This is a genomic window from Micromonospora sp. URMC 106 (assembly GCF_051386395.1).
Lineage (GTDB): Bacteria > Actinomycetota > Actinomycetes > Mycobacteriales > Micromonosporaceae > Micromonospora.
This window is the reverse complement of sequence record NZ_JBPQTP010000013.1, coordinates 70,833-93,956: the sequence shown is the minus strand read 5'-3', so window position 1 is coordinate 93,956 and position 23,124 is coordinate 70,833. Positions and strand designations below refer to the sequence as shown.

At 73.0% G+C, this 23,124-nt stretch carries 25 protein-coding genes, 1 tRNA gene and 1 other RNA gene; 20 read left to right on the top strand and 7 right to left on the bottom strand.

What is annotated here, in order from left to right:
- Positions 1–92 precede the first annotated feature (92 nt).
- From ACSNOB_RS07060 to ACSNOB_RS07020, 9 genes are all read left to right on the top strand, one after another.
- Positions 93–896 (top strand): tryptophan 2,3-dioxygenase, encoded by an 804-nt coding sequence (locus tag ACSNOB_RS07060; RefSeq protein ID WP_436685793.1) that lies wholly within the window; start codon positions 93–95, stop codon positions 894–896.
- A gap of 117 nt (positions 897–1,013) precedes the next feature.
- Positions 1,014–1,529 (top strand): PadR family transcriptional regulator, encoded by a 516-nt coding sequence (locus tag ACSNOB_RS07055; protein WP_091097366.1) that lies wholly within the window; start codon positions 1,014–1,016, stop codon positions 1,527–1,529.
- Positions 1,530–1,697: 168 nt separating this feature from the next.
- The gene (prfB, locus tag ACSNOB_RS07050; RefSeq protein ID WP_393102847.1) at positions 1,698–2,819 is read left to right on the top strand and encodes a peptide chain release factor 2; all 1,122 of its coding nucleotides are present in this window, start codon (positions 1,698–1,700) and stop codon (positions 2,817–2,819) included.
- Between the two features lie 118 nt (positions 2,820–2,937).
- A complete protein-coding gene (ftsE, locus tag ACSNOB_RS07045; RefSeq protein WP_091097362.1) occupies positions 2,938–3,618 on the top strand; it encodes a cell division ATP-binding protein FtsE in 681 nt (226 codons plus the stop codon).
- 65 nt (positions 3,619–3,683) lie between these two features.
- Complete coding sequence (gene ftsX / locus ACSNOB_RS07040) at positions 3,684–4,559, top strand: permease-like cell division protein FtsX (RefSeq protein ID WP_393102844.1); 876 nt, start codon at positions 3,684–3,686, stop codon at positions 4,557–4,559.
- A 135-nt stretch (positions 4,560–4,694) separates the two neighbouring features.
- Positions 4,695–5,174: an SsrA-binding protein SmpB gene (gene smpB / locus ACSNOB_RS07035; protein WP_350703149.1), complete on the top strand. Its 480-nt coding sequence runs from the start codon at positions 4,695–4,697 to the stop codon at positions 5,172–5,174.
- Between the two features lie 106 nt (positions 5,175–5,280).
- Positions 5,281–5,656: a transfer-messenger RNA gene (gene ssrA, locus ACSNOB_RS07030) on the top strand.
- A 187-nt stretch (positions 5,657–5,843) separates the two neighbouring features.
- Positions 5,844–6,305: a hypothetical protein gene (locus tag ACSNOB_RS07025; RefSeq protein WP_436685792.1), complete on the top strand. Its 462-nt coding sequence runs from the start codon at positions 5,844–5,846 to the stop codon at positions 6,303–6,305.
- A 41-nt stretch (positions 6,306–6,346) separates the two neighbouring features.
- Positions 6,347–7,318: a hypothetical protein gene (locus ACSNOB_RS07020; protein ID WP_436685791.1), complete on the top strand. Its 972-nt coding sequence runs from the start codon at positions 6,347–6,349 to the stop codon at positions 7,316–7,318.
- 61 nt (positions 7,319–7,379) lie between these two features.
- On the opposite strand, the gene mdlC is transcribed toward ACSNOB_RS07020, so the two are convergent.
- Both mdlC and ACSNOB_RS07010 read right to left on the bottom strand, forming a co-directional pair.
- Positions 7,380–8,975, bottom strand: coding sequence for a benzoylformate decarboxylase (gene mdlC, locus ACSNOB_RS07015; protein ID WP_436685790.1), 1,596 nt, complete (start codon positions 8,973–8,975; stop codon positions 7,380–7,382).
- Positions 8,976–9,034: 59 nt separating this feature from the next.
- Complete coding sequence (locus tag ACSNOB_RS07010; RefSeq protein WP_393102836.1) at positions 9,035–9,838, bottom strand: S-methyl-5'-thioadenosine phosphorylase; 804 nt, start codon at positions 9,836–9,838, stop codon at positions 9,035–9,037.
- Positions 9,839–9,988: 150 nt separating this feature from the next.
- On the opposite strand from ACSNOB_RS07010, the gene ACSNOB_RS07005 reads away from it, so the two are divergent.
- Together ACSNOB_RS07005 and ACSNOB_RS07000 are read left to right on the top strand one after the other, a co-directional pair.
- Positions 9,989–10,579 carry a YqgE/AlgH family protein gene (locus ACSNOB_RS07005; RefSeq protein WP_393102834.1) on the top strand — a complete coding sequence of 197 codons (591 nt, stop codon included), beginning with the start codon at positions 9,989–9,991 and terminating at the stop codon, positions 10,577–10,579.
- Between the two features lie 88 nt (positions 10,580–10,667).
- Positions 10,668–10,740, top strand: a tRNA-Ala gene (locus ACSNOB_RS07000).
- A gap of 106 nt (positions 10,741–10,846) precedes the next feature.
- Here the strand turns inward: ACSNOB_RS07000 and ACSNOB_RS06995 are convergent.
- The gene (locus tag ACSNOB_RS06995; protein WP_436685789.1) at positions 10,847–11,320 is read right to left on the bottom strand and encodes a hypothetical protein; all 474 of its coding nucleotides are present in this window, start codon (positions 11,318–11,320) and stop codon (positions 10,847–10,849) included.
- 150 nt (positions 11,321–11,470) lie between these two features.
- On the opposite strand from ACSNOB_RS06995, the gene ACSNOB_RS06990 reads away from it, so the two are divergent.
- A complete protein-coding gene (locus tag ACSNOB_RS06990) occupies positions 11,471–11,983 on the top strand; it encodes a SigE family RNA polymerase sigma factor (protein WP_436685788.1) in 513 nt (170 codons plus the stop codon).
- On the top strand, positions 11,980–13,122 hold the full coding sequence (locus tag ACSNOB_RS06985) for a TolB family protein (RefSeq protein ID WP_436685787.1): 1,143 nt from the start codon (positions 11,980–11,982) through the stop codon (positions 13,120–13,122). The genes ACSNOB_RS06990 and ACSNOB_RS06985 overlap by 4 nt, the downstream gene beginning before the upstream one ends.
- 33 nt (positions 13,123–13,155) lie before the next feature.
- On the opposite strand, the gene ACSNOB_RS06980 is transcribed toward ACSNOB_RS06985, so the two are convergent.
- From ACSNOB_RS06980 to ACSNOB_RS06970, 3 genes are read right to left on the bottom strand one after another with little or no spacing between them, the layout of a single operon-like run.
- The gene (locus ACSNOB_RS06980; protein ID WP_436685786.1) at positions 13,156–13,764 is read right to left on the bottom strand and encodes a methyltransferase family protein; all 609 of its coding nucleotides are present in this window, start codon (positions 13,762–13,764) and stop codon (positions 13,156–13,158) included.
- Positions 13,765–13,767: 3 nt separating this feature from the next.
- Positions 13,768–14,457, bottom strand: coding sequence for a cation diffusion facilitator family transporter (locus tag ACSNOB_RS06975; RefSeq protein ID WP_436685785.1), 690 nt, complete (start codon positions 14,455–14,457; stop codon positions 13,768–13,770).
- Positions 14,454–14,813, bottom strand: coding sequence for an ArsR/SmtB family transcription factor (locus ACSNOB_RS06970; protein ID WP_436685784.1), 360 nt, complete (start codon positions 14,811–14,813; stop codon positions 14,454–14,456). The genes ACSNOB_RS06975 and ACSNOB_RS06970 overlap by 4 nt, the downstream gene beginning before the upstream one ends.
- Before the next feature lie 285 nt (positions 14,814–15,098).
- Here ACSNOB_RS06970 and ACSNOB_RS06965 point away from each other — a divergent pair, with 285 nt between their 5' ends.
- On the top strand, positions 15,099–15,548 hold the full coding sequence (locus tag ACSNOB_RS06965; protein ID WP_436685783.1) for a hypothetical protein: 450 nt from the start codon (positions 15,099–15,101) through the stop codon (positions 15,546–15,548).
- Positions 15,549–15,656: 108 nt separating this feature from the next.
- Here the strand turns inward: ACSNOB_RS06965 and mgrA are convergent, their stop codons facing one another.
- Positions 15,657–16,646: an L-glyceraldehyde 3-phosphate reductase gene (gene mgrA / locus ACSNOB_RS06960; RefSeq protein ID WP_436685782.1), complete on the bottom strand. Its 990-nt coding sequence runs from the start codon at positions 16,644–16,646 to the stop codon at positions 15,657–15,659.
- 88 nt (positions 16,647–16,734) lie between these two features.
- Between mgrA and ACSNOB_RS06955 the strand changes: the two genes are divergently transcribed.
- The 6 genes from ACSNOB_RS06955 to ACSNOB_RS06930 all read left to right on the top strand — a co-directional run bounded on the left by ACSNOB_RS06955 (position 16,735) and on the right by ACSNOB_RS06930 (position 23,123).
- Entirely contained in the window at positions 16,735–17,703 is a 969-nt protein-coding gene (locus ACSNOB_RS06955) for an aldo/keto reductase (protein ID WP_436685781.1), read from the top strand.
- Positions 17,704–17,708: 5 nt separating this feature from the next.
- Positions 17,709–18,206, top strand: a complete 498-nt coding sequence (locus tag ACSNOB_RS06950; protein ID WP_393102810.1) for a hemerythrin domain-containing protein — start codon at positions 17,709–17,711, stop codon at positions 18,204–18,206.
- A 353-nt stretch (positions 18,207–18,559) separates the two neighbouring features.
- Positions 18,560–19,798: a sensor histidine kinase gene (locus ACSNOB_RS06945; RefSeq protein WP_436685780.1), complete on the top strand. Its 1,239-nt coding sequence runs from the start codon at positions 18,560–18,562 to the stop codon at positions 19,796–19,798.
- Positions 19,795–20,448: a response regulator transcription factor gene (locus tag ACSNOB_RS06940; RefSeq protein WP_393102806.1), complete on the top strand. Its 654-nt coding sequence runs from the start codon at positions 19,795–19,797 to the stop codon at positions 20,446–20,448. The genes ACSNOB_RS06945 and ACSNOB_RS06940 overlap by 4 nt, the downstream gene beginning before the upstream one ends.
- A 78-nt stretch (positions 20,449–20,526) precedes the next feature.
- Positions 20,527–21,597 (top strand): hypothetical protein, encoded by a 1,071-nt coding sequence (locus tag ACSNOB_RS06935; RefSeq protein WP_436685779.1) that lies wholly within the window; start codon positions 20,527–20,529, stop codon positions 21,595–21,597.
- Between the two features lie 62 nt (positions 21,598–21,659).
- Positions 21,660–23,123 (top strand): magnesium chelatase, encoded by a 1,464-nt coding sequence (locus ACSNOB_RS06930; protein ID WP_436685778.1) that lies wholly within the window; start codon positions 21,660–21,662, stop codon positions 23,121–23,123.
- Position 23,124 lies beyond the last annotated feature (1 nt).

Genomic DNA, 23,124 nt, shown 5'->3' with positions numbered 1-23,124 from the left:
CGCCCCCCCCCCCCCCCCCCCCCCCCCCCCCCCCCCCGGCCCGGCCCTCGCCCGGGCGGCGGGGGCACGCGCCCGGCGGTACCGTGGCCGCTGTGACCCACCCCACCCCCGCGCACGATCCCCGCTTCGGTGAGCAGGGTGGCCTGCTCACCTACAGCGACTACCTGCGGCTGGCCGACCTGCTGGCGGCGCAGGTGCCGGAGTCCGACCCGGCCTCCCACGACGAGTTGCTCTTCATCACCATCCACCAGGTCTACGAGCTGTGGTTCAAGCTGCTGCTCTCCGAGCTGAGCGACGCCCGGGACCGGATGCTGGCGGGCGAGACCTACCTGCCCCGGGTGCGGCTGGAACGCTGCCACGTCGTGGAGCGGGTGCTGATCGGCCAGGTCGACGTGATCGACACGATGACCCCGCAGGACTTCCTGGCCTTCCGCACCAAGCTCGCCCCGGCGTCGGGCTTCCAGTCCGCCCAGTTCCGGGAGATCGAGTTCCTCTCCGGCCTGAAGGACCCGGACTACCTGCGCCGATTCCGGGGGCTGCCCGACGCGGAGCGGGAGCGGCTGGAGCGGCGGCTGGCCGAGCCGAGTCTCTGGGACGGCTTCCTGGCGGTGCTCGGCCGGTCCGGCTTCGACGTCTCCGAGGCGGAGGCGCGCTTCTCGGCGTACGCCACGATCGCCGCGGACCGGGAGCGGTTCGGGCCGCTGTGGGACCTCGCCGAGGCCCTCGTCGCGCACGACCAGGCGTTCTCGCTGTGGCGGGCCCGGCACGTGCTGATGGCCGAGCGGCAGATCGGCACCAAACCGGGCACCGGGGGCTCGGCCGGCGGGGCGTACCTGCGCTCCCGGGTGGAGACCCGGTTCTACCCCGAGTTGTGGGAGCTGCGCAGCCGGCTCTGAGGCAGCGGAACTCCGCCGCGGACTGTCTCGCGCCGACAGTGCACATAGGAAGCCCTACCGGGTGGCGAAACCGTGAAATCCTGGACGCCACGACGGCAAAGTGGCAGCGTGAGGGGCATGGCGGATTCCGGAGTCAACCCCACGGCGGCGGCCCTGCTCGGGCTGCTCCATGAGGGCCCCATGACAGGTGGCCAGTTGATGGCCGCCGCCGAGCGCCGGCTGGCGCCGTACTGGTCGATGACCCGTAGTCAGGTCTACCGGGAGTTGCCGGTGCTGGCCGAGCGGGGCCTCGTCCGGATGGGCAAGCCCGGGCCGCGCTCCAGCCAGCCGTACGCGATCACCGCAGCCGGGAAACGGACGTTCTCCCGCTGGTTGGCGGAGGATCCGGGGCGGGACACGATCCGCAACCCGATCGCCCTGCGGATCGCCTTCGGCAACCTGCACTCGGCCAGCCAGCTGAAGAACCTCCAGGCCGCGGCGAACGAATACCACACCGAGGCGCTCGCCAAGGTCCGCGAGCAGGTCAAGAACGCCAAGAAGGAAGGCGAGACGTACGACGCCAGCGCGCTGGAGTTCGCCGTCGCCTACCACAAGGCGGCCCTGTCCTGGCTGAAGAGCGCCCCGGTCGGCTGACCGCCCGACGCCGCCCGGCCCCGTCCGTCGAAGGCAGCACGACACCCTTCCGGCTCGTGACGACGGGACGCGCACGCCCACCCCGCGCCCGAGCGCGGTGACATCTTTCCGCTCGTGACCGCGGGGCTCGCACGCCCACCCCTCGCGCGCGCAGTACCCTTGTCTGTCGTGACCGCTGCCGATTACGCCGAACAGCTCAAGGACCTCGACGCCACCCTGCGCAACATCGAGTCGGTGCTCGACATCGACCGGCTGCGGGAGGACAAGGCCCGCCTGGAGCAGGAGGCCTCCGCGCCCGACCTGTGGGACGACCAGGCCAAGGCGCAGCAGGTGACCTCGCAGCTGTCGTACGTCAACGGCGAGATCAGCAAGCTGGGCAGCCTCCGCTCCCGGCTCGACGACGCCGGGGTGCTGCTGGAGCTGGCCGAGGCGGAGTCCGACCCCGGGGTGCTCACCGAGGTCGAGGCGGAGATCGCCGGGCTGACCAAGGCCATCCAGGAGATGGAGGTCCGCACCCTGCTCTCCGGCGAGTACGACTCCCGGGAGGCGCTGGTCGCCATCCGGGCCGGCGCCGGCGGCGTGGACGCGGCGGACTTCGCGGAGATGCTGCTGCGGATGTACCTGCGCTGGGCCGAGCGGCACGGCTATCCGACGGAGGTCTACGAGACCTCGTACGCCGAGGAGGCGGGCCTGAAGTCCGCCACCTTCACGGTGAAGGTGCCCTACGCCTACGGCACGCTCAGCGTGGAGTCGGGCACCCACCGGCTGGTCCGGATCAGCCCGTTCGACAACCAGGGCCGCCGGCAGACCAGCTTCGCCGGCGTCGAGGTGCTGCCGGTGGTGGAGCAGACCGACAGCATCGAGATCCCCGAGAACGAGATGCGGATCGACGTCTACCGCTCCTCGGGCCCGGGCGGGCAGAGCGTCAACACCACCGACTCCGCGGTCCGGATCACCCACATCCCGACGGGCATCGTGGTCACCTGCCAGAACGAGAAGTCGCAGTTGCAGAACAAGGCGTCCGCGCTGCGGGTGCTCCAGGCCCGGCTGCTGGAGCGCAAGCGCCAGGAGGAGCAGGCCAAGCTCCAGGGCCTGAAGACCGACGCCGCCGGCTCGTGGGGCGACCAGATGCGTTCGTACGTGCTGCACCCGTACCAGATGGTGAAGGATCTGCGGACGGAGCAGGAGACCGGCAACCCGTCCTCGGTCTTCGACGGCGATCTGGACGCCTTCATCGAGGCCGGCATCCGGTGGCGCAAGCAGCAGCAGATGGCCGGCGACTCAGCGTGATCATGCGCGGGCGGAGCGCGTCGTCGATCTTCGCGATCCGTGGCAAATAGATGACGCGACTCGCAACGGCGGGGCGTGGGGCTTGGCTCTTCGGTTACACCGCGTAGACTCACCACCCGTGATTCAGCTTGAGCAAGTGACGAAGACGTACCCGAAGGCGTCCCGGCCTTCGCTCGACAACGTGTCCGTCTCGATCGAGAAGGGCGAGTTCGTCTTCTTCATCGGTCCATCCGGCTCCGGCAAGTCCACCATCATCAAGCTGCTGCTGCACGAGGTCTCGCCCAACAAGGGCCGGGTCATCGTCAACAGCAAGGACGTCACGTCGATGCGCTCGTGGAAGCGACCCCACTTCCGGCGTTCCATCGGCTGCGTGTTCCAGGACTTCCGGCTGCTGCCGAATCGCACCGCCTACGAGAACGTGGCGTTCGCCCTCGAGGTGATCGGCAAGACCAAGGCGGTCGCCCGCCGGGTCGTGCCGGAGGTGCTGGAGCTGGTCGGGCTCGGTGGCAAGGAGCACCGCTACCCGCACGAGCTCTCCGGTGGTGAGCAGCAGCGGGTCGCCGTCGCCCGGGCGTTCGTCAACCGCCCGCTGATCCTGCTCGCGGACGAGCCGACCGGAAACCTGGACCCGGACACCTCGATCGAGATCATGCGCCTGCTGGACCGGATCAACCGCACCGGCACGACCGTCGTGATGGTCACGCACGACTCCAACATCGTGAACCAGATGCGCCGTCGGGTCATCGAGATCGAGAGCGGCCGCATCGTGCGCGACCAGGCCCGCGGCGTCTACGGCTGAGCCGACGCCACCCCTGCGCAGCCTGACGACGAACACCTCATGCCGGAGACCCGGAGGAAATCCCGATGCGCGTGAAATACGTCCTGTCCGAGGTACTGGTCGGACTGTGGCGCAACGTGACCATGACCATCGCGATGATCATCACGATGGCGGTCTCGCTGACCATGCTCGGCGCCAGCGGTCTCATGTACCGCCAGGTCGACGACATGAAGGACCTCTACTACAAGAACATCCAGGTCTCGATCTTCCTCGACCAGGAGGTGAGCCCCGAGCAGCGTGACGCGCTGGACGCCAAGCTGAAGGGCGACCCGCTGGTCAAGGAGGTCATCTACGTCAACAAGGACGAGGCGTACAAGCGCTTCCAGGAGATGTTCCAGGACGCTCCGGACCTGCTCAGCGCCGTCAAGGCGGACAGCCTGCCCGAGTCGTTCCGGCTCACGCTGAACAACCCCGAGCAGTACAAGAGCATCTACGACCAGTACAAGGACGCCGAGGGGGTCGACGAGATCGTCGACCAGAGCCGGCTGCTGGACAAGATCTTCGACATCCTCACCTCGATCCAGAACATCGCCCTGGCCGCCGCCATCGTGATGGCCGTCGCCGCGCTGCTCCTGGTCGCCAACACGATCCAGGTCGCCGCGTACAGCAAGCGGCGTGAGGTCGCGGTCATGAAGCTCGTCGGCGCGTCGAACTGGTTCATCCAGGCGCCGTTCGTGCTGGAGGCCGTGGTCGCCGGCCTGATCGGCTCGCTGCTCGGCCTGGTGGCCCTGATCGCGGCGAAGTACCTCCTCTTCGACGGGTCGCTCCAGGCGCTGCAGGGCCTGCTGTCCCCGGTGAGCTGGGGCGACATCCTGGTGATGTTCCCGCTGATGGCCGGCGTCGGTGGCCTGGTCAGCGCGGTCACCGCCTGGGTCACCCTCCGCTTCTACCTGCGGGTCTAGCCTCCGTACGGCTCGACGGGCCCTTCCGCGCCAGGAATAAACGGCGCGGGAGGGTCCTTGTCGTTCGGGTAGCATGATCTCCGCCCCGCGGCCGGTCGCCCGGGCGCGGGTTCACACGGAAAGGGGGTGGCGCCGATGCCACGGGAAAAGGGACGCAAGGTCGTCGCCTCCAACAAGAAGGCCCGGCACGACTACTCGATCCTCGACACCTACGAGGCGGGCATGGCGCTGACCGGCACCGAGGTCAAGTCGCTGCGGGCCGGGCGCGCGTCGCTGGTCGACGCGTTCGCGCAGGAACGCAACGGCGAGCTCTACCTGCACGGGATGCACATCCCCGAGTACACGCAGGGCACGTGGACCAACCACGAGCCCCGGCGGACCCGCAAGCTGCTGCTCAAGCGGCTGGAGATCGACCGGCTGATCGGCAAGACCCGCGAGGGCGGCCTGACCATGGTGCCGTTGCAGGTCTACTTCTCCGACGGCTGGGCGAAGGTGGAGATCGCCCTGGCCAAGGGCAAGAAGTCGTACGACAAGCGGCAGGACCTCGCCAAGCGGGACGCGGACCGGGAGATCGCCCGGGTCACCGGCCGGCGCGGCAAGGGGATGGATGACTGATCTGTCTGTCTTTGTCCGGCTCGGCGCGCCGAGCCGGGCCTCGGGATGAAACCCGTTGCGGCAGGCGTTAGGCTTGGTGGAGCCGCCGACAGGGGCGGCCCGTCGAGGGGGTGACTGGTTTCGACTTCGTACGTTGCGGCAGGGGAAGCGAGCCGAGGAAGCCGACGTCGTCTCGAGAATCGTTCGTCGGAAACCAATAAGCGCCAAGAACAATCGCGCTGACTTCGCTCTCGCCGCCTGAGGCGAGTAGCGAGTCTGTCGGCCTGGGAGCGCCTTCGACCCAGTTAGCCGGCATCAGCTAGAAGGCTGGCCAATCGGACCCGGTCGCGGGGTCCGTGCGGCGAGATCAATCAGCGACTGGGCCCGTCACACCGACTCGCTCGCGTGATCGGAGGGGCCGAGTAGAGGCACAGCGAGCTGCGCTCGGAGAAGCCCTGACAAGGCGGCGAAGGACCCGGGTTCGATTCCCGGCACCTCCACCACCAGTCGATGCGCCCCGGTCCACCGGACCGGGGCGCATCGTCGTATCCGGGCCCGGTAGGCGGGGCCGGTGGGGCGCAAGGGCCGCCTGTTGCCACCGGGACGGATGTGGCGGCACCGCCCCTGGACAGGGCAAACGCGAGGGTCCACCATCGCTGTACGCGCTCAGACGCGACGCGGGAGGTGCCCATGGTCACCGGTCCGATCCAGCAGCCGTCCACCGTCACCGGGCCACCCACCGCGCGCCGGCCCTCCGGCACCCCGCTGGGTGACCTGCGCGCCCTCATCCGGGCCCTGGCGGCCCCGCCGGCCGAGCCGCGCTGGCGGGAACGGGTCCTGCTCCGGCTGGGCCCCGTGCGGCAGGGCTTCGCGGAACACGTCCGGGTCACCGAGGGACCCGCCGGCCTCTACGCCGAACTGCTCGGGCAGGCGCCCCGCCTGGAACGCGGGGTGCGGCTGCTGGCCCGGGAGCACCTCGCGATCGCCGCCGCGCTGGCCGCCCTGCACCGGGCGGCGGAGCTGCCGGAGGCGTCGGCCGACGACCTGCTCGGCCGCGCCGGGCACCTGGTGCGCGCCCTCGCGCGACACCGGCAGCGCGGCGCGGACCTCCTCTGGCAGGCGTACGAGACGGATCTGGGCGGAGAGACCTGAGGGCGCGGGAACCGGCGGCGGCGCCCCGGCGTCCAACCGACATGCGCCGTACCGCCGCCCTGCTGGGCCTGCCTCTGCTGATGATCGTCGCCGGTTGCGCCCCGGCCGGTTCCGAGCCGACGCTGACCGACTCGGAGCCCCGCCGGGACGCGTTCACGTCCAGGGCCACCGAGGTGGCCGCGGCGTGGCGGCCGGGCCCGGCGTGGACGACCGGATACCTGCCGTTGCAGGACCCGACGGTCCTGGTGGGCGATCCGGGCTTCACCCCGGACACCGAGGCCGCCTTCCGCAACGGCTGGTACCGCGACCAGGTCGACCTGTCCGCCGCGAAGCCCGCCGACGGCACCGTCCGGTTCCCGGACGGCTCCCTCACGGTTCCGTTGATCAGCGCGGCAGAGGCCTACGGGCAGCTCGACCAGGGCGATCCGCCGCCGTGCGGTGGCCGGCCGAAGGGCCCCGCCGGGCCGAAGTTCCCCGGCCGGCCCGGCGCCGGCGGCCCCACCGTCGAGCCGGGGCCGGACGGCCCGGTCAGCAGCACCCCGTTCACCGCCTGCGTCCCGCTGACGGTCACCGCCGCGAAGCTGGGCACCGCGCCCGTGCGCACCAGCCGCGGCGAGGCGCAGGTGCCGGCGTGGCTCTTCACCGTCGAGGGGCTCTCCGCGCCGGTGGCCCGGATCGCCGTGGCGCCGTCGGCCGTCGCCGCCGCGCCCGAGCCGACCGCGCCGGCGAACCCCGCCCCGCAGGGCGTGGTCGGCGCCCAGGACCTCCGGTCCGTCGACGGCGCCACGCTGACCTGGCGGCTCGGGGTGGGTAGCTGCGACACCGCGATCACCCCGCTGGTGCAGGAGCGCGACGACGTGGTGGTGGTCGGCGGCGGCGTCACCACCGCCACCGGCCCGTGCAACGCGATGATGAAGCTCGAACCGGTCACCGCCACGCTGAAGGCGCCGCTCGGCGACCGGCCGGTGCTCGACGTGCTCACCGGCGCGCCGCTGCGCCTCACCGCGAGCTGACGCCGGCGGCCCACCGACCGGATCGCCGCGCGGAGCGGGTCGGTGCGGGCGGGGCGGCGGGTCACAGGAGCCGGGGCACCTCGGTGCTGACCGGCACCGGCAGCACCGTCGGGCCGTCCGCCCGCAGTCCGGCGGCCAGCGCGTCGCCGAGCTGGTCCGGGGTCTCCACCACCGCCGTCGTGCAGCCGTAGCCGCGGGCGATGGCGGTGATGTCCAGCCCCGGCAGGTCCAGCCCGGGCACCCCGGGCGTCTGCTTGAAGTCGGCGAAGGCCTTCAGGATGGCGTACTGCTGGTTGACCGGCACCACGACGACCAGCGGCAGCCGCAGCCGCGCGGCGGTCCAGAGGGCCTGCACCGAGTAGTGGAACGAGCCGTCCCCGATGACCGCGACCACCGGGCGGCCCCGGCCGGTGTCGCGCTGCGCGAGCGCGATGCCGACCGCCGCCGGCAGGCCGTACCCGAGGCCCCCGCTGGCCATCGTGACGTACGACCCCGGCCGGGTGCTGCGCAGCCGCCGGCGCAGCGCGGGCAGGTTCGAGGGCGACTCCTGGACCAGCACCCCGTCGGAGGGCCAGTGCCGGGCCAGGGCCGCGAAGAGCGCGTCCGGGGCCAGCGGCAGCCCGTCCGGCGGCGGGGGCGGGGCGGGGCGCGGCGGCGGCGCCGGCCGGTCCGCCGCCGACAGCAGGTCCACCAGGGCGGCCAGGGTCAGCCCCGCGTCGCCGAGCAGGCTGTCGCCCACCGGGGCGCGGGCGGCCTCGTCCGGGTCGTCGGTGACGTGCAGCAGGCGGGCGCCGGCGGGGAGGTGGTCGCCCGGCACGTGCGGGTAGTAGCGGAACACCGGCGCGCCCACCACCAGCACGGTGTCGTGCCCGTCCAGGGCCTCCGCCAGCGGTCCCATCGCGAAGGGGAGCACCCCGCGGAAGTGCGGGTGGTCCTCGGGGAAGGCGGCCCGTTCCGGGGCGGGAGCCGACCAGACGGGCGCGGCGAGCCGCTCCGCCAGCGCCACCGCGGCCGGCCACCCGCCGGCCCGGTCCACGGCCGCGCCGAGCACCAGCGCGGGTGCCTGGCTGGCGGCCAGCACGGCGGCGAACTCCCGCAGCCGCTGCGGGTCGGGCGCGAACCGGGTGGCCACCGTACGCACCGGCGGGGGCGGGCCGGCGGGCTGCGCCCAGTCGTCGAGGGGGAGGGAGAGGAAGACCGGCCCGGCGGGCGGCTGCACGGCGGTCGCGTACGCCCGCATCAGCGCCGCCGGAACGTCCTGCGCCCGGACGGGCTCGTGGCTCCACTTCACGTACGGCTGGGGCAGCTCGGTGGCCCGCCGGCTGGTCAGCCGGGGCTCGAGCAGCAGCATGTCCCGGGTCTGTTGGCCGGCGGTGACGATCAGCGGGGTCCGGTTGTGCCACGCGGTGACCAGGTTGCCCATGCCGTTGCCCGTGCCGGGCGCGGTGTGCAGGTTGACGTGCGCCGGCCGGCCGGTGGCCTGGGCGTAGCCGTCCGCCATCCCGACCGCCGACGCCTCGTGCAGGGCGAGCACGTAGTGGAAGTCGTCCGGGAAGTCCCGCAGGAACGGCTCCTCGGTGGAGCCCGGGTTGCCGAAGACGGTGGTCAGGCCGAGGGCACGCAGCAGGTCGTACGTGGTGTCGCGGACCGTTGCCATCGCCCCTGAATCTATCGGGGCGGCTCGGGCATCTCGGGCTTTTCGCCGCCGCCCGTCCCTCAGGGCAGGGTGATGGGGAGCGTGATGCCCTCCAGGGCCCGGCCGCAGTCGCAGTCCCGCTCGGCGGGCAGCGCGGCGATCGCCTCCAACAGCAGGCCCCGCAGCCGGTCGGTGTTCTCGCCGAAGACCCGGAACACCTCCTCGTGCGTCACCGCTTCGCCGCCCTCCACGCCCGCGTCGTGGTCGGTGACCAGGGCGATGGAGGAGTAGCAGAGGGCCAGCTCGCGGGCGAGGACCGCCTCCGGGTGCCCGGTCATGTTGACCACCGTCCCGCCCATCGAGGCGTACCAGCGCGACTCGGCGCGGGTGGAGAAGCGCGGGCCCTCGACCACCACCACCGTGCCGCCGTCCACCGCCGGGACGTCCCGCCGGGCCGCCGCCGCGAGCAGCGTGCGCCGACCGGCCGGGCAGTACGGGTCGGCGAACGAGACGTGCACCGCGCCCCGGTCGAAGTAGGTCTGCGCCCGCCCGCTGGTGCGGTCGATGAGCTGGTCCGGCACCACGAAGGTGCCCGGCCCGAGTTCCGGCCGCAGCCCGCCCACCGCGCAGGGGGCGAGCACCTGGCGTACGCCGAGGGAGCGCAGCGCCCAGAGGTTGGCCCGGTAGGGGATCAGGTGCGGCGGGTGGCGATGGTCACGGCCGTGGCGGGGCAGGAAGGCCACCCGCCGGCCGCCCACCTCCGCGACGGTGACCGCGTCGGACGGCGGCCCGTACGGCGTGTCCACCTCGTGCTCGGTCGCGCCGTCGAGCAGCGCGTAGAGCCCCGAGCCCCCGATCACCGCGACTTCCGCCGTGACACCCATCGGTCCTCCCTCATGTCTGTCGATCACCCGACCGTCAGACCTTAGCCACCGCCCCGAGGGCAGGCTATGGTGCCAGGCATGGCGTTGACAGCGCGGATGGCACCGGTGCCCCCGGGCGTCCCGGTGCGGTCGGTCTGACGGGTGTCCGGCATGCAGGGAGAGGGGCAGGCGATCGGCGGGCGGGCTACGGGGTCGATGACCGGGCGGCTGCTGGTCGCGACGCCGGCGCTCAAGGACCCGAACTTCGACCGTACGGTCGTGCTGCTGGTCGCGCACGAGCCCGGCGGCGCCCTCGGCGTGGTGCTCAACCGGGCCACCGAGGTGCCGGTCGCCGACGTGCTCGGCGACTGGAGCGACCTGGCCCGCGATCCGGCGGTGCTCTTCGAGGGCGGGCCCGTGCAGCCCGACTCGGCGATCTGCCTGGCCCGGATGCGCCACCCGGTGCAGCGGCTCAAGGGCTTCCACCAGGTCTCCGGCGCGGTCGGCACCCTCGACCTGTCGGTCGACCCGGAGCGGCTGCGGGAGGGCATCAGCGGCATCCGGGTCTTCGCCGGCTACTCCGGCTGGGGCTCCGGCCAGCTTGAGCAGGAGATCGAGGACGGCTCCTGGTTCGTGCTGGACGCGCTTCCCGGCGACGCCTTCGTCGACCGGCCCGACGACCTGTGGCCGATGGTGCTGCGCCGGCAGGGCGGCATGATGGCGGCGGTCGCGCACTTCCCGCCGGACGTGGCGCTCAACTGAGCCGCCGGCGGGTCAGGACCCCGCGAGATGACCATGCGGCGGGGGCTGTGTATAGTTCTCTCGTGCCCGGGCGACCGGGACGAGGCAAGGGGCCGTGGCGCAGCTGGTAGCGCACCACACTGGCAGTGTGGGGGTCAGGGGTTCGAGTCCCCTCGGCTCCACCCTTGCGAAACGCCCTGGTGCGGGACATGATCCCCACCAGGGCGTTTTCGTTCCCGTCGCCCTCGGCCCGCCCGGTCGTCGAGGTGCTCGGCACGTCAGGCGTCGTCAGTGCCAGTTGTGGAACTCGAGCACCTGGCAGAGCAGGACGGCTCCGCCGGTGCGGGCCGACAGTTCTTCGGCGTCGCGCAGCGCGAACCGGACCGGCCAGTTCGCGCCGAACCGCAGGGGGCGTCTCGTGTCCGTGGCCGGCAGGAGCAACTGGTACGGCTGTAGCGGCCCGCGTGGGGTCCGTCGATTCTCCTCCGGCCACAGCCGCCGCTGCTGCCCGCCGTGATAGAGCGCGATCCGGGCCATCAGGCTCAGGGTGCTGTAACCCATCGGTATCGCGCGGTGGAGCTCGTCGGCGGACGGTACGCGATCGGCCGGAAACACCCGCGACGGCTGCTCGTGCGCCCAGTACAGCAGGCCGGGCCAGGGCAGCGCGCTGTCGAAGGGGTTGCCGCCGTGCGCCGGCCAGTCGATGCCACGGTGCGCGCCGGCGACGTCGTCTGCGTCGGCGGTCACGCCGTTGGTGTCCACGACCGTGACTGTACCGAGGAGGCGGAAGCCGGCCCCTGCTGCTGGTGCCGGCGGACGCGGGTGCGGGCGCCGCGCGGCCAGGGTTTGCCCTCGGACGCAGCAGACCGCGCTGGTTCCGCGTTCTTATGGGCATGAACCGCGGGAGATCTCATGGATCCTGAGAGCCGGCAGGACTTCACCGCCTTCGTGGAAGCACGGTCGCCTGCGCTGTTTCGTACCGCGTTGGCCCTGACCGGTCACCGACAGCAGGCCGAGGACCTGTTGCAGACGGTGCTGGCCAAGGCGTACCGCCACTGGGGGGACGTTCGTCACGGGCGCCCTGAGGCGTATCTGCGCAGGGCCCTGTACCGCCAGCAGGTGAGCTGGTGGCGTCGGCCGATGCGGGGTCGCGAGGTGACCACCGGGCGGCTGCCCGACCCGCCCGGCGCCGACCCCACCGAGCAGGTCGACCTCAGCCTGGCGTTGCGGGAATCCATGAAGAGGCTGGCGCCGAAGCAGCGGGCAGTGCTCGTCATGCGGTACCTGGACGACCTGCCCGACGAGAAGATCGCCGAAATCCTGCGCTGCCGGCCGTCGACGGTACGCAGTCAGGCCACCCGAGCCCTCGACCGACTCCGCGCGCTCTGCCCGGAACTAGACCACCGTCAGGAGGTCCACCAGTGAGCACCCGGCTGGAAACCGCTGTTCGCGACGCGCTCGACGAACTCGCCGACGCCGCTCCGCCACCCCACCTGGCCCAGGGCGCGATCCGCCGGGCCAACCGGCAGCGGGTGGCGCGGTTCGCCGTTGCCGGAGTCGCCGCGGTCACGGCGGCGTTCGTCGTCGTACCGTTGGCTCTCGGTGGCCCGGCCGGGACCGATCGTGCCCCGGCACCCGACGTCGCCGGCCAGTTGCCGGTCACCAAGCCCTTCGTCGTGACGGCCTACGGTGGCGTCGACGGTGCGGCGGATCTGGGCCCGGCGGACGACTACTCGCTGCTGCTCGACCCCGCGACCGGCAGCTACGAGAAGATCCCGTACAACCAGGCCGTGCCGTCTCCGGACGGCGGCCAGGTGCTGGTGCACCAGGGGGACAACAGCAGGGCGCATCCGTCGAGGAGGGGCCTGCTGGATCGAAAGAGCGGGAAGGTTCGATGGCTGCCCGGTGATGCCGGATACACCTCCGGTGCGACGTGGTCACCCGATGGCCGGCAGATCCTGATCACCAACCAGCCGAAGGCCGGTCCCGGCGCCGGCTTCCTGATCGTGGACGTGGCGACCCTGACCGCTCGCGAGGTCGAAGTGCCCGACGTCAGGACGCGGAACGCCGGTGGGGCGACCTTCGTCTGGACGCCGGACGGAAAGGGGGTGGCGCTCACCCACTCCGTCAACCGGAGCGAGAGCGAGCCGGCGCAGGCGACCGCCATCGGCTTCTACGACCTCGCCGGAAGATCGACCCGCACCGTCCCCGTCACGGGTGGCACCCTGGGCGTGAACGGCGCGTTCTCCGCCGACGGCGGTCGGGTCGCGCTGCACGAGCCCTTCAGCGGCAAGATCCGGATCGTGGACGTGGCTACCGGTGCCGTCCGGCAGGAGTTCTCCGTGCCGACCGCCGTAGTGCTGGGTTGGTACGACAGCGAGCATCTGATCGTCAGGACCCGTGGCGATCGTGCATCCGCCGGGCAGCCGTTCCTCAACGTGGTCGACCTGACCGGCAGGGTGAAGCGGACGGTACCGTTCGCGGCGGGGGCGGACACCGCCCAGCAGGTCCATGTCGGGTCGTCGGCGAACCTGCCGGCGGGTGCCGAGAAGCTCGCGTTCTGAGCGGCGGATCCGCCGCGACGTCCGGCCGCCCGGTCATGTCCGACGTAGCCGGCCGAGCCCGGGGAGGAAGCGTCCGACGCCGGCCGCGTAGTGCCGGTAGGCGTCGCCGTGGGTGGTGATCAGGTATGGCTCCTCGACGGCGCGGACCTGCAGTTGCAGCGCGGCGACCAGGACGAGCCAGGCGGTGACCGAGACGATGTTGGGCACCATGAGGGTCAGGCCCAGGCTGGTGGTGGCCATGGCGGTGAAGATGGGGTTGCGGGCGAGCGCGAACGGGCCGCTGGTCACCAGGCCGGTGCGTTCGGTCGGGTCGACCCCGACGCGCCAGGAGGCCCCCATGGCCAGCTGGGCGGCGAGCGTGGCGGCGATGCCGGCGACGGTGAGGGCCAGGCCGACGACGTGCGGGGCGCGGTGGTCGAGCCCGGCCGGTGACGACAGGCCGGCGAGCGCGGCGACCGGTCCGCCGAGGCCGAGCACGAGGGCGGCGACGAACAGCAGCTTGGCCCACCAACGCAGGGTGCCGGCCGGGCCGGCGTCGAGGCGCAGGCCGGTGTCGCCGGTGCTGCGCCACTGGGCCAGGGTGCGCCAGCCGAAGGCGAGCAGCAGGCCCAGCAGGTAGAGCGCGAGTGCGAGCCAGGCCACGGGTTACGCCTTCCCTTCCGAGCAGCAGCCGTCGGCGCAGGCCGCGCCCTGGTCGGCCGCGGCGGGCCGGGGCGCGCAGTCGTCGCAGTGCTCACCGCGCCAGGCTTCGACGCCTTCCTTGACCGCGACCCCGGCGATGACGAGCGCGGCGATCGGGTCGGCCCATGACCAGCCCCAGGCGGCGTTGAGGACCAGGCCGACGAGCAGCACCGCGGAGAGGTACGTGCACAGCATGGTCTGCGTCGAGTCGGCCATGACGGTGGCCGAGCCGAGTTCCCGGCCGGTGCGCCGCTTGGCCCGTACGAGCAGCGGCATCACGATCAGCGACGCGACGGCGAGGCCGATGCCCACCGGGCTGGCGTCGGCGTCGCCCCCGCCGAGCAGCGAGCGGGCGGCGTCGAACGTCACCCAGGCGGCCAGCGCGAAGAACGACACGCCGATCAGTCGCAGCGCCAGCCGCTCCCGTTCCTCGGGCACGCGGGAGCGGAACTGCCAGATCACCACGGCGGCGCTGGACACCTCGACGAACGAGTCCAGGCCGAAGCCGATCAGCGCCGTGGAGGAGGCGGCGGCGCCGGCGGCGATGGCGACCAGGCCCTCCAGGAGGTTGTAGCCGGCCGTCGCGTATGCCAGCCACAGGCTGCGCCGCGACAACACCGCCCGCCGCTCCGGAGCCAGCAGCGGCGCGCTCACGCGCCCACCCCGGCCGGGGACGCGGCCGGCGTTCCGTAGACCGGGCAGAGCGCGACCGCCTCGCCCGTGGCGGCGAGGACCTGCTCCGCCGAGCGGAGCAGAACCAGCAGTTCCGGCCGGGTCAGCGCGTAGAACGACTGGCGGCCCTCGGCCCGGTAGTCGACCAGGCCGCAGTCCCGCAGGCACGCCAGGTGCTTCGACACCGTCGACTGCGCCAGCCCCAACTCGCCGGTCAGGTCGACCACCCGCGCCTCCCCGGCCGCGAGCCGGCTCAGGATGGCCAGCCGCGTCGGGTCACCGAGCGACCGGAACAAGGCCACGGCGGGCGCGAGCCCGGGAGTGCAATCAATCGCCACGGGGTGATGATAGCGCCCTGTCGGCATCTTTCCGAGCGGCCCCCTCCGGCGGCCACCGCTACCGCACCTTCCGGGGGCGGAATCGTGCGTGCTATTCGTCATAGTCAAGACCCGTCAATGTCATCCGCCGCGCCATCCCTGGTGGAAATGGCCGGGATGGTCGTCGGGCACACGTCGGCGGCGTCGTGGTGTCGACCCGCGCCATACACCGCCCCGCGCTCGAATCGCCAATCTGTTCCGGCAAGCAGTTCGTTCGGTGAAGGGGGAGAACGGGTGTTCCGGATCATGCGGAGAACCGCGGTCGCGCTGACGGCGGCGGTGGCACTGGTCGGGGTGGCGGGCGCCCCGGCGCAGGCGGCGACCAACCCGTACACGCCGGAGGCGGTGTGCGGCTTCGGGTACACGCGGGTCGACCAGGATCCGATCCGCAGGGACACCGGCGAGCTGCTGGGCACCGTCCACCTGCTGCGCAACCACATGACCGGGTACGCCTGCGTGGTCACGCTCAAGTCGGCGTACGTCGGGGTGGCGACCCGAACCCTGGCCTACGTCGACACGGATTACGCGCCGGAGGTCGCGGACGAGGGGCTGAAGTTCTACTACGCCGGCCCGGCGAAGACGTACGCGGGCCCGAACTGCGTGCTCTGGGGCGCCCTCATGGCGGACTCGTCGGGCACGGTCTGGTACCACCAGCGGGCCAACCCGGCCGTCGGCGGAATCGTGACCTGTTTCTGACCAACGGGGCGCGGAAACGGAAACGGGCGGGCCGGTGATTCCGATTTCACCGACCCGCCCGGAATCACGTCCGGCGGCGCTTCCGGATTTCGCCGAAGGCGACGTGGCTCAGCCGAGGTGCCGCTCGATCTCGGCCAGTTCCTCGGCGGTGAAGTCGAGGTTGTCCAGCGCGGCGATGTTCGCCTCCAGTTGGGGCACGCTGCTCGCCCCGATGATCAGGCTGGTCATCCGCGGGTCGCGCAGCGCCCAGGCGAGCGCGAGCTGCGCCAGCGACTGGCCGCGCCGTTGGGCGATCGCGCCGAGCGCCCGGATGGTGGCCATCTTCTCCTCGCCGAGGTCGCTCTCGTTGAGGAAGACGCTGGTGCGTACCCGGGAATCCTCGGGGATGCCGCCCAGGTAGCGGTCGGTGAGCAGGCCCTGGGCGAGCGGACTGTAGGCGATGCAGCCCGCGCCGACCCGCTCCAGCGTGTCCAGCAGGCCGTCGTCCTCGGTCCAGCGGTTGAGCATCGAGTACGACGGCTGGTTGATCAGCAGCGGCGTGCCCAGGTCACGCAGGATGGCGGCGGCCCGCTCGGTCTGCTCCGAGTCGTAGTTGGAGATCCCGACGTAGAGCGCCTTGCCGGAGCGGACGATGGCGTCGAGCGCGCCCATCGTCTCCTCCAGCGGCGTGTCCGGGTCGAAGCGGTGCGAGTAGAAGATGTCGACGTAGTCCAGCCCGAGGCGCCGCAGCGACTGGTCCAGCGAGGAGACCAGGTACTTGCGGGAGCCCCACTCGCCGTACGGGCCCGGCCACATCAGGTAGCCGGCCTTGCTGGAGACGACCAGCTCGTCCCGGTACGCCTTCAGGTCGGTGGCGAGCATCCGGCCGAAGTTCTCCTCGGCGGCGCCCGGCGGCGGCCCGTAGTTGTTGGCCAGGTCGAAGTGGGTCACGCCGAGGTCGAAGGCGCGGCGGACGATGTCCCGCTGCCGCTCGTACGGCCGGTCCGGGCCGAAGTTGTGCCACAGCCCGAGCGAGATCGCGGGCAGCCGCAGCCCGCTGCGCCCGCTGCGCCGGTAGGTCATCTTGTCGTAGCGCTCATCCGCGGCGAGGTAGGTCACGACCGAAACCCTATCCCCGCCGGTTCCGGCCGGTGCCGGCCGCCGCGAACGGGCCTGGCGCAACGGACACCGGGGTAGTTTCGGGACCATGCGTTTCGTCCCGCTCGACACCCCGAAGCCCCTGTCCAAGATCGGCCTCGGCACCTGGCAGTTCGGGTCCCGGGAGTGGGGCTACGGCCCCGAGTACGAGCGCCGGGCGGTGGACATCGTCCGGCGGGCCGTCGAGCTCGGCATCACCCTCTTCGACACCGCCGAGCTGTACGGCTTCGGCCGCAGCGAGCGGATCCTCGGGGAGGCGCTCGGCGACGACCGGCACAAGGTCGTGCTCGCCACCAAGATCTTCCCGGTCCTGCCGGTCGCCCCGGTGGTGCAGCAGCGGGCGGTCGCCTCCGCCGCCCGGCTCGGCGTCAGCCACCTCGATCTCTACCAGGTGCACCAGCCGCACCCGCTGGTCGCCGACCACACCACCATGCGCGGCATGCGCGCGTTGCAGGACGTCGGGCTCGTCGGCGAGGTCGGGGTCAGCAACTACGGCCTGCGCCGCTGGCAGGTCGCCGAGGCCGCGCTCGGCCGGCGGGTGCTGAGCAACCAGGTCCGGTACAGCATGGTCGACCGCGGGCCCGAGCACGACCTGCTGCCGTACGCGCGGCAGGCCGGCCGGGTCGTCATCGCGTACAGCCCGTTGGCCCAGGGCTTCCTGTCCGGCCGGTACGACGCGAGGAACCCGCCGAGCGGGGCGGTGCGCCGGGCCAACCCGTACTTCCTGCCGGAGAACCTGGAACGCGGCGCGACGCTGATCGACACCCTGCGGCAGGTGGCCGACGCGCACGACGCCACCCCCAGCCAGATCGCCCTGGCCTACCTGCTGCGCCACCCCTGTGTGGTGGCCATCCCCGGCGCCTCCGGCGTCGAGCAGGTGGAGCGCAACGCGGCCGCCGCCGAGATCGACCTGGCCGACGACGAGTACGCCGCGCTGGCCCGCGCGGCGAAGGAGTTCCGCCCGATCACGGGGCTGGCGGCGATGCCCCGCCTGCTCCGGGCCAGAACCGGAAGGTGAGCCCGATGGACGACATCACCGCGCTGATCCTCGACGACCACGCCGCCTTTCGGCGAGGCTTCGCCCGCCTCGACGACGCCCGCGACGAACACGAGCTGCTGGCGATCTGGGACGCGCTCGCGCTGCACCTCGACATCCACGCCGAGGCGGAGGAGGCGATCCTCTACCCGCACCTCGTACGCCACGGGGACGACGGCGTGGCCGAGACCGTCGACGCGGTCGGCGACCACAACAAGATCCGTGACGCGGTCGCCGAGTCCAAGCTGCACCCGGTGGGCTCCGAAGAATGGTGGGCGGCGGTGTGGCAGGCCCGCCGGGAGAACAGCGAGCACCTCGCCGAGGAGGAGGACGAGGCACTGCCGGACTTCCGCCGGCACGCGAGCGTCGAGCTACGGGCCGAGCTGGGCCGGCGCTGGCTGACCTTCTACGGCGAGCACAAGAACGGCCGCGACCTGCCCTTCACCGACAAGGACCCGCAGCGCTACGTCGACGAGCACCGCTGACCCGGCCGGCGCCGGTCTGCCACCGGCCGCCCGCCGGTTTCTGCCAACCGCCTCACCCTCCACCGGCCTCTGCCGGCCGCCGGCCGCGCGCCGGCGTCGGTCTGCTCGCCTGCGGGCCCTGTCGGGCTGATGTCGCGAACGACTCAGTTCGACAGGGCGGCAGGCGCCGGCGTCGGTCTGCTCGCCTGCGGGCCCTGTCGGGCTGATGTCGCAGACGAGTCAGTTCGACAGGGCGGCAGGAAAGCGCCCGGGTCGGACCGGCTCCGCCGCGCACCGCCCCCCGGCGGGCCGGGTCACCGATCTCCCCGACGCGGGGGAGTCGGGCCGGGGCGGGCCGGCGGCAGAATGGGCGGGTGAAGCCCCCCAAGCTCCTCGCCCCGCTGGTGGCCGGCAGCACGTGGCGGCGCGGCGTGTTCCTGCTGCTCGGCGGGGTGCTCGTGCTGCCGTACGTGCTGCTGGCGTTGGCGTTCGCGCAGATGCTGACCCAGCCGGACGTCCCCCGGCCGCTGGTGCTGGGGCTGCTCATCGTCGCGGCGACGATCGCGGCGGTCCCGATCTTCCTCGACGGCCCCCGGGCGCTGGAGATCGCGGCCGCGCGGGCCCTGCTCGGCGTCGACCTGCCGGACCCGGCTCCCGGGCACGCCGCGGACCGGGAGACCCGGCTGCGTTCCGCGCTGTGGATCGGGCTGCACCTGGTCAGCGGCGGGCTGGTGGTGGCCGCGCTGTTCAGCGCGGTGCCGATGGCGCTGGCCTTCATCGGGCAGCAGCTCGGCCTCGACACCGGGATGACCAGCGGGGACCGGTTCGGGCCCTTCGACGGGCGGGACACCGGCTGGCTGACGCTCAGCGCGATCGTCGTGCTGGTGGCGCTCGGCTACGCCGTCGCCGGGCTGGGCGCGCTGGCCGTGTCGATGGCCCCGGTGCTGCTCGGCCCGGCGCAGGCGGAGCGGATCGCGGCCCTGGAGGCCCGGGCCGCCCGGCTCGCCGAACGCAACCGGCTGGCCCGCGAGCTGCACGACTCGGTGGGGCACGCGCTCACCGTGGCGACCCTCCAGGCGGGCGCGGCCCGCGAGCTGCTCGACCGGGACCCGGAGTTCGCCCGGCGCGCGCTGACCGCGATCGAGGAGGCCGGGCGCGCCGCCATGGACGACCTGGACCACGTGCTCGGGCTGCTGCGCGAGCCCGGGGGCGGAGGGGTGGCGCCGCAGCGTACGCTGGCCGACCTGGACCGGCTGGTGGCCGACACCCGCGCGGCCGGCCTGCCGGTCGACGCCCGGTGCGCCGGCGACCTCGCCGACCTGCCGGCGGCGGTCTCCAGGGAGGGTTACCGGATCGTCCAGGAGGGACTGACCAACGCCGCCCGCTATGGTCGGGGGCCGGTCACGCTGCGTCTGGACGCGCACGCCGACGCGCTGGAGTTGGAGTTGGACAACGCGGTCAGCCGCCCGCGCCGCGCCGACCCCGGCCGGGGCGGCCGGGGTCTGGACGGGATGCGGGAGCGGGTGCTGCTGCTCGGCGGCCGGCTCACCGTCGGGCCGGACGGCGACCGCTGGCGGATCCGGGTACGGCTGCCGTTCGAGGGGACCCCATGACACCGACCGGCGTGCTGATCGTCGACGACGACGAACTGATCCGGGTGGGCCTGCGGGCGATCCTCGACGCCCAGCCCGACCTGCGGGTGCTCGGCGAGGCCACCGACGGCGCGGAGGTGCCGCCGCTGGTCGCCCGGCTGCGCCCCCGGGTGGTGCTGATGGACGTGCGGATGCCCGGCATCGACGGTATCCAGGCCACCCGGCGGCTGCTCGCCACCTCCGCAGACCCGCCCCGGGTGCTGGTGGTGACCACGTTCGAGAACGACGAGTACGTCTACGACGCGCTCCGCGCCGGGGCCAGCGGGTTCCTGCTCAAGCGGGCCCGGCCGGCCGAGGTGGTGGAGGCGGTCCGGGTGGTCGCGCGGGGCGAGTCCCTGCTGTTCCCGGCCGCCATCCGCCGCCTCGCCGGGGCGTACGGGGGGCGGGGTGCCGACCGGCTGGAGGCCGCCCGGCTCACCGAACGGGAGGCCGAGGTGCTCCGGCTGATGACCACCGGCCTGTCCAACCCGGAGATCGCCGCGCACCTGGTGGTCGGGGTGGAGACGGTGAAGACCCACGTCGGCAACGTGCTGGCCAAGCTCGGCGTGCGCGACCGCACCCAGGCGGTGATCGCCGCATACGAGTCGGGCTTCGTCACCCCGTCCGGCTGAGGCCGTTCCCTCCCGAGGGGGAGCCGGTTCACCGCCGCACGGGAGGGATCGCGGGCCCAGCCGGCCGAGGCTGAAGGCATGACGACGACCCTCCCGCCCACCCGCCGCCCGACGGCGCGCCGGTCGGACCGGCTCGCCCCGCTCGCCGCCGCCTGGCTCGGCCTGTGGGGCGTGCTCGCCCTCCTCTGCACCGTCACCGGCGCCGGCTACCCGTTCGGGGCGAACGACCCCGGCGGAGAGATCAACCTGCTGCGGCTGGTCCCGACCACCGTCGGGCCGCCGCTGTTCGCCGCGCTGCTGCTCGGCGCCGCGGTCGCCGCGCTCGCCATGACCGGCTCGACGCGGCGTCCGGGCCGGGCGCTGCGGACGCTGCTGTCGGCGTACGCCTGGACGGTCGCGGTCCTGCTGGCCGTCGTGGTGCCGGACGTCGGGGTGCTGACCATCCTCGGGTACGCCCCGATCCTGATCATCGGCGCGCCGTTCGGCTGGCCGCCGGTGGACTACGCGGAGGTCTTCACCTGGGCGCTGTTCGCCCGGTTCGCCGCCGTCGTCGGCGGGGTGCTGCTGGCCGGGGCCGTGCTGACCTGGCGGCGGCGTACCGCCGGCGCCTGCCCGGCGTGTGGACGCGACGGCACCGACCACGGCTGGACCTCGCCCGCCTCGGCCGCCCGCTGGGGCCGCTGGGTGGCCTGGGTCGCGGCCACCATCCCCGCCCTGTACGCGGTCACCCGCCTCGCCTGGGCGGTCGGCATCCCGCTCGGCATCGAGCAGTCGTTCCTCGACGAGATGCGGGACTCCGGGATGGTGTGGGCGGGCGCCGGGCTGGGCGGGTTCGCGCTGGTGGGGGCGATCCTCACGCTGGGGCTGGTGCAGCGCTGGGGCGAGCGGTTCCCGCGTTGGATGGTCGGCCTGGCCGGGCGGCCGGTGCCGGTGAGGCTGGCCGTGGTCCCGGCCACCCTGGTCGCGGTGGCGGTCACCGCGGCGACCCTCGGCCTGCTCGCCACCCCGGACTTCTGGGACTTCGGCGAGGCCAGCCTGGCCACCGCGCCGATGCTGCTCTGGCCGTTCTGGGGTGTCGCGCTCGGCGCCGCCACGTACGCGTACCACCTGCGCCGCCGGGGCGCGTGCCGGCGCTGCGGCCGCGACTGAGCCGTCCCGACGGCGGGGACGCCCGGTCGACGGACCGGGCGTCCCCGCCGACGTGAGCTAGCGTGGGTCGGGTGACTGCGCCTTCCCCGGTTACCCCGGTCCCACCGGCCGACCTGCCCGGCACGCTCGGCGCGCTGCGGGCGGCCGGCCACGCGTACCGCACGGTCAAGCAGGAACTCCGCGACAACCTCCTGGCCCGGATGCGCTCCGGCGCCGACCGCTTCCCCGGCATCGTCGGCTACGACGACACGGTGCTGCCCGAGGTCGAGCGGGCGCTGCTCGCCGGGCACGACATGGTGCTGCTCGGCGAGCGGGGCCAGGGCAAGACCCGGCTCATCCGCTCGCTGGTCGGGCTGCTCGACGAATGGACCCCGGTGATCGCCGGCTCGGTGCTCAACGAGCACCCGCTGCACCCGCTCACCCCCGCCTCGCGGGCGCTGGTCGCGGAGGCCGGCGACGACCTGCCGGTCGCGTGGCTGCACCGCTCGATGCGCTACGGCGAGAAGCTGGCCACCCCGGACACCAGCGTCGGCGACCTGATCGGCGACGTCGACCCGATCCGGATCGCGCAGGGGCGCACGCTGGGCGACCCGGAGACCATCCACTTCGGTCTGGTGCCGCGCACCAACCGGGGCATCTTCGCCGTCAACGAGCTGCCCGACCTGGCCGAGCGGATCCAGGTGGCGCTGCTCAACGTGCTGGAGGAGCGGGACATCCAGGTCCGCGGCTACCAGCTGCGGCTGCCGCTGGACCTGTTCCTGGTGGCCAGCGCCAACCCGGAGGACTACACCAACCGGGGCCGGATCATCACCCCGCTGAAGGACCGCTTCGGCGCCGAGGTGCGCACCCACTACCCGGTCGACCTCGACCTGGAGCTGGCCCTGATCCGGCAGGAGGCCGACCTGGTCGCCGAGGTGCCGGAGCACGTGCTGGAGGTGCTCGCGCGGTTCGCCCGCGCGGTACGCGAGTCGCCGTCGGTGGACCCGCGCTCCGGGGTCTCCGCCCGGTTCGCGATCGCCGCCGCCGAGACGGTCGCCGCCGCCGCGCTGCGCCGCGCCGGACTGCTCGCCGCCGCGGAGCCGGCCGAGGGGGTGCGTCCGGAGGCGCCGGTCGCCCGGGTCGGCGACGCGGTGTCGGTGACGTCGACCCTGCGGGGCAAGGTCGAGTTCGAGAGCGGCGAGGAGGGGCGGGAGGTCGAGGTCCTCGGTCACCTGCTGCGGACCGCGACCGCCGAGACGTTCCGGTCCCGGCTGGCGGGGCTGGACCTGTCCGGGTTCACCGCCCTGGTCGACGAGGACGCGGTGATCGAGACCGGTGAGCTGGTCAACTCCGCGGAACTGCTGCGCCAGGTGGGCACCGTCCCCGGGCTGGCCAAGGCGCTGGACCGGCTCGGCCTGGGCGACGCGCCCACCCCCGAGCAGGCCGCCGCCGGCGTCGAGTTCGTGCTGGAGGGGCTGCACCTGACCCGCCGGCTCGGCAAGGACGTCACCGACTCCGGCCGGACCCGCTACGGCGGCCGGGCCTGAG

Coding starts and splice junctions, on each gene's coding strand:
- ACSNOB_RS07055 (WP_091097366.1), top strand. CDS start 1,014: ATGGCGGATTCCGGAGTCAACCCCACGGCGGCGGCCCTGCTCGGGCTG.
- ACSNOB_RS06940 (WP_393102806.1), top strand. CDS start 19,795: ATGACACCGACCGGCGTGCTGATCGTCGACGACGACGAACTGATCCGG.
- ACSNOB_RS07020 (WP_436685791.1), top strand. CDS start 6,347: ATGCGCCGTACCGCCGCCCTGCTGGGCCTGCCTCTGCTGATGATCGTC.
- smpB (WP_350703149.1), top strand. CDS start 4,695: ATGCCACGGGAAAAGGGACGCAAGGTCGTCGCCTCCAACAAGAAGGCC.
- ACSNOB_RS06950 (WP_393102810.1), top strand. CDS start 17,709: ATGGACGACATCACCGCGCTGATCCTCGACGACCACGCCGCCTTTCGG.
- ACSNOB_RS06990 (WP_436685788.1), top strand. CDS start 11,471: ATGGATCCTGAGAGCCGGCAGGACTTCACCGCCTTCGTGGAAGCACGG.
- ACSNOB_RS06955 (WP_436685781.1), top strand. CDS start 16,735: ATGCGTTTCGTCCCGCTCGACACCCCGAAGCCCCTGTCCAAGATCGGC.
- ACSNOB_RS07005 (WP_393102834.1), top strand. CDS start 9,989: ATGCAGGGAGAGGGGCAGGCGATCGGCGGGCGGGCTACGGGGTCGATG.
- mdlC (WP_436685790.1), bottom strand. CDS start 8,975: ATGGCAACGGTCCGCGACACCACGTACGACCTGCTGCGTGCCCTCGGC.
- ftsX (WP_393102844.1), top strand. CDS start 3,684: ATGCGCGTGAAATACGTCCTGTCCGAGGTACTGGTCGGACTGTGGCGC.
- ACSNOB_RS07025 (WP_436685792.1), top strand. CDS start 5,844: ATGGTCACCGGTCCGATCCAGCAGCCGTCCACCGTCACCGGGCCACCC.
- ACSNOB_RS07010 (WP_393102836.1), bottom strand. CDS start 9,838: ATGGGTGTCACGGCGGAAGTCGCGGTGATCGGGGGCTCGGGGCTCTAC.
- ACSNOB_RS06935 (WP_436685779.1), top strand. CDS start 20,527: ATGACGACGACCCTCCCGCCCACCCGCCGCCCGACGGCGCGCCGGTCG.
- ACSNOB_RS06965 (WP_436685783.1), top strand. CDS start 15,099: ATGCGGAGAACCGCGGTCGCGCTGACGGCGGCGGTGGCACTGGTCGGG.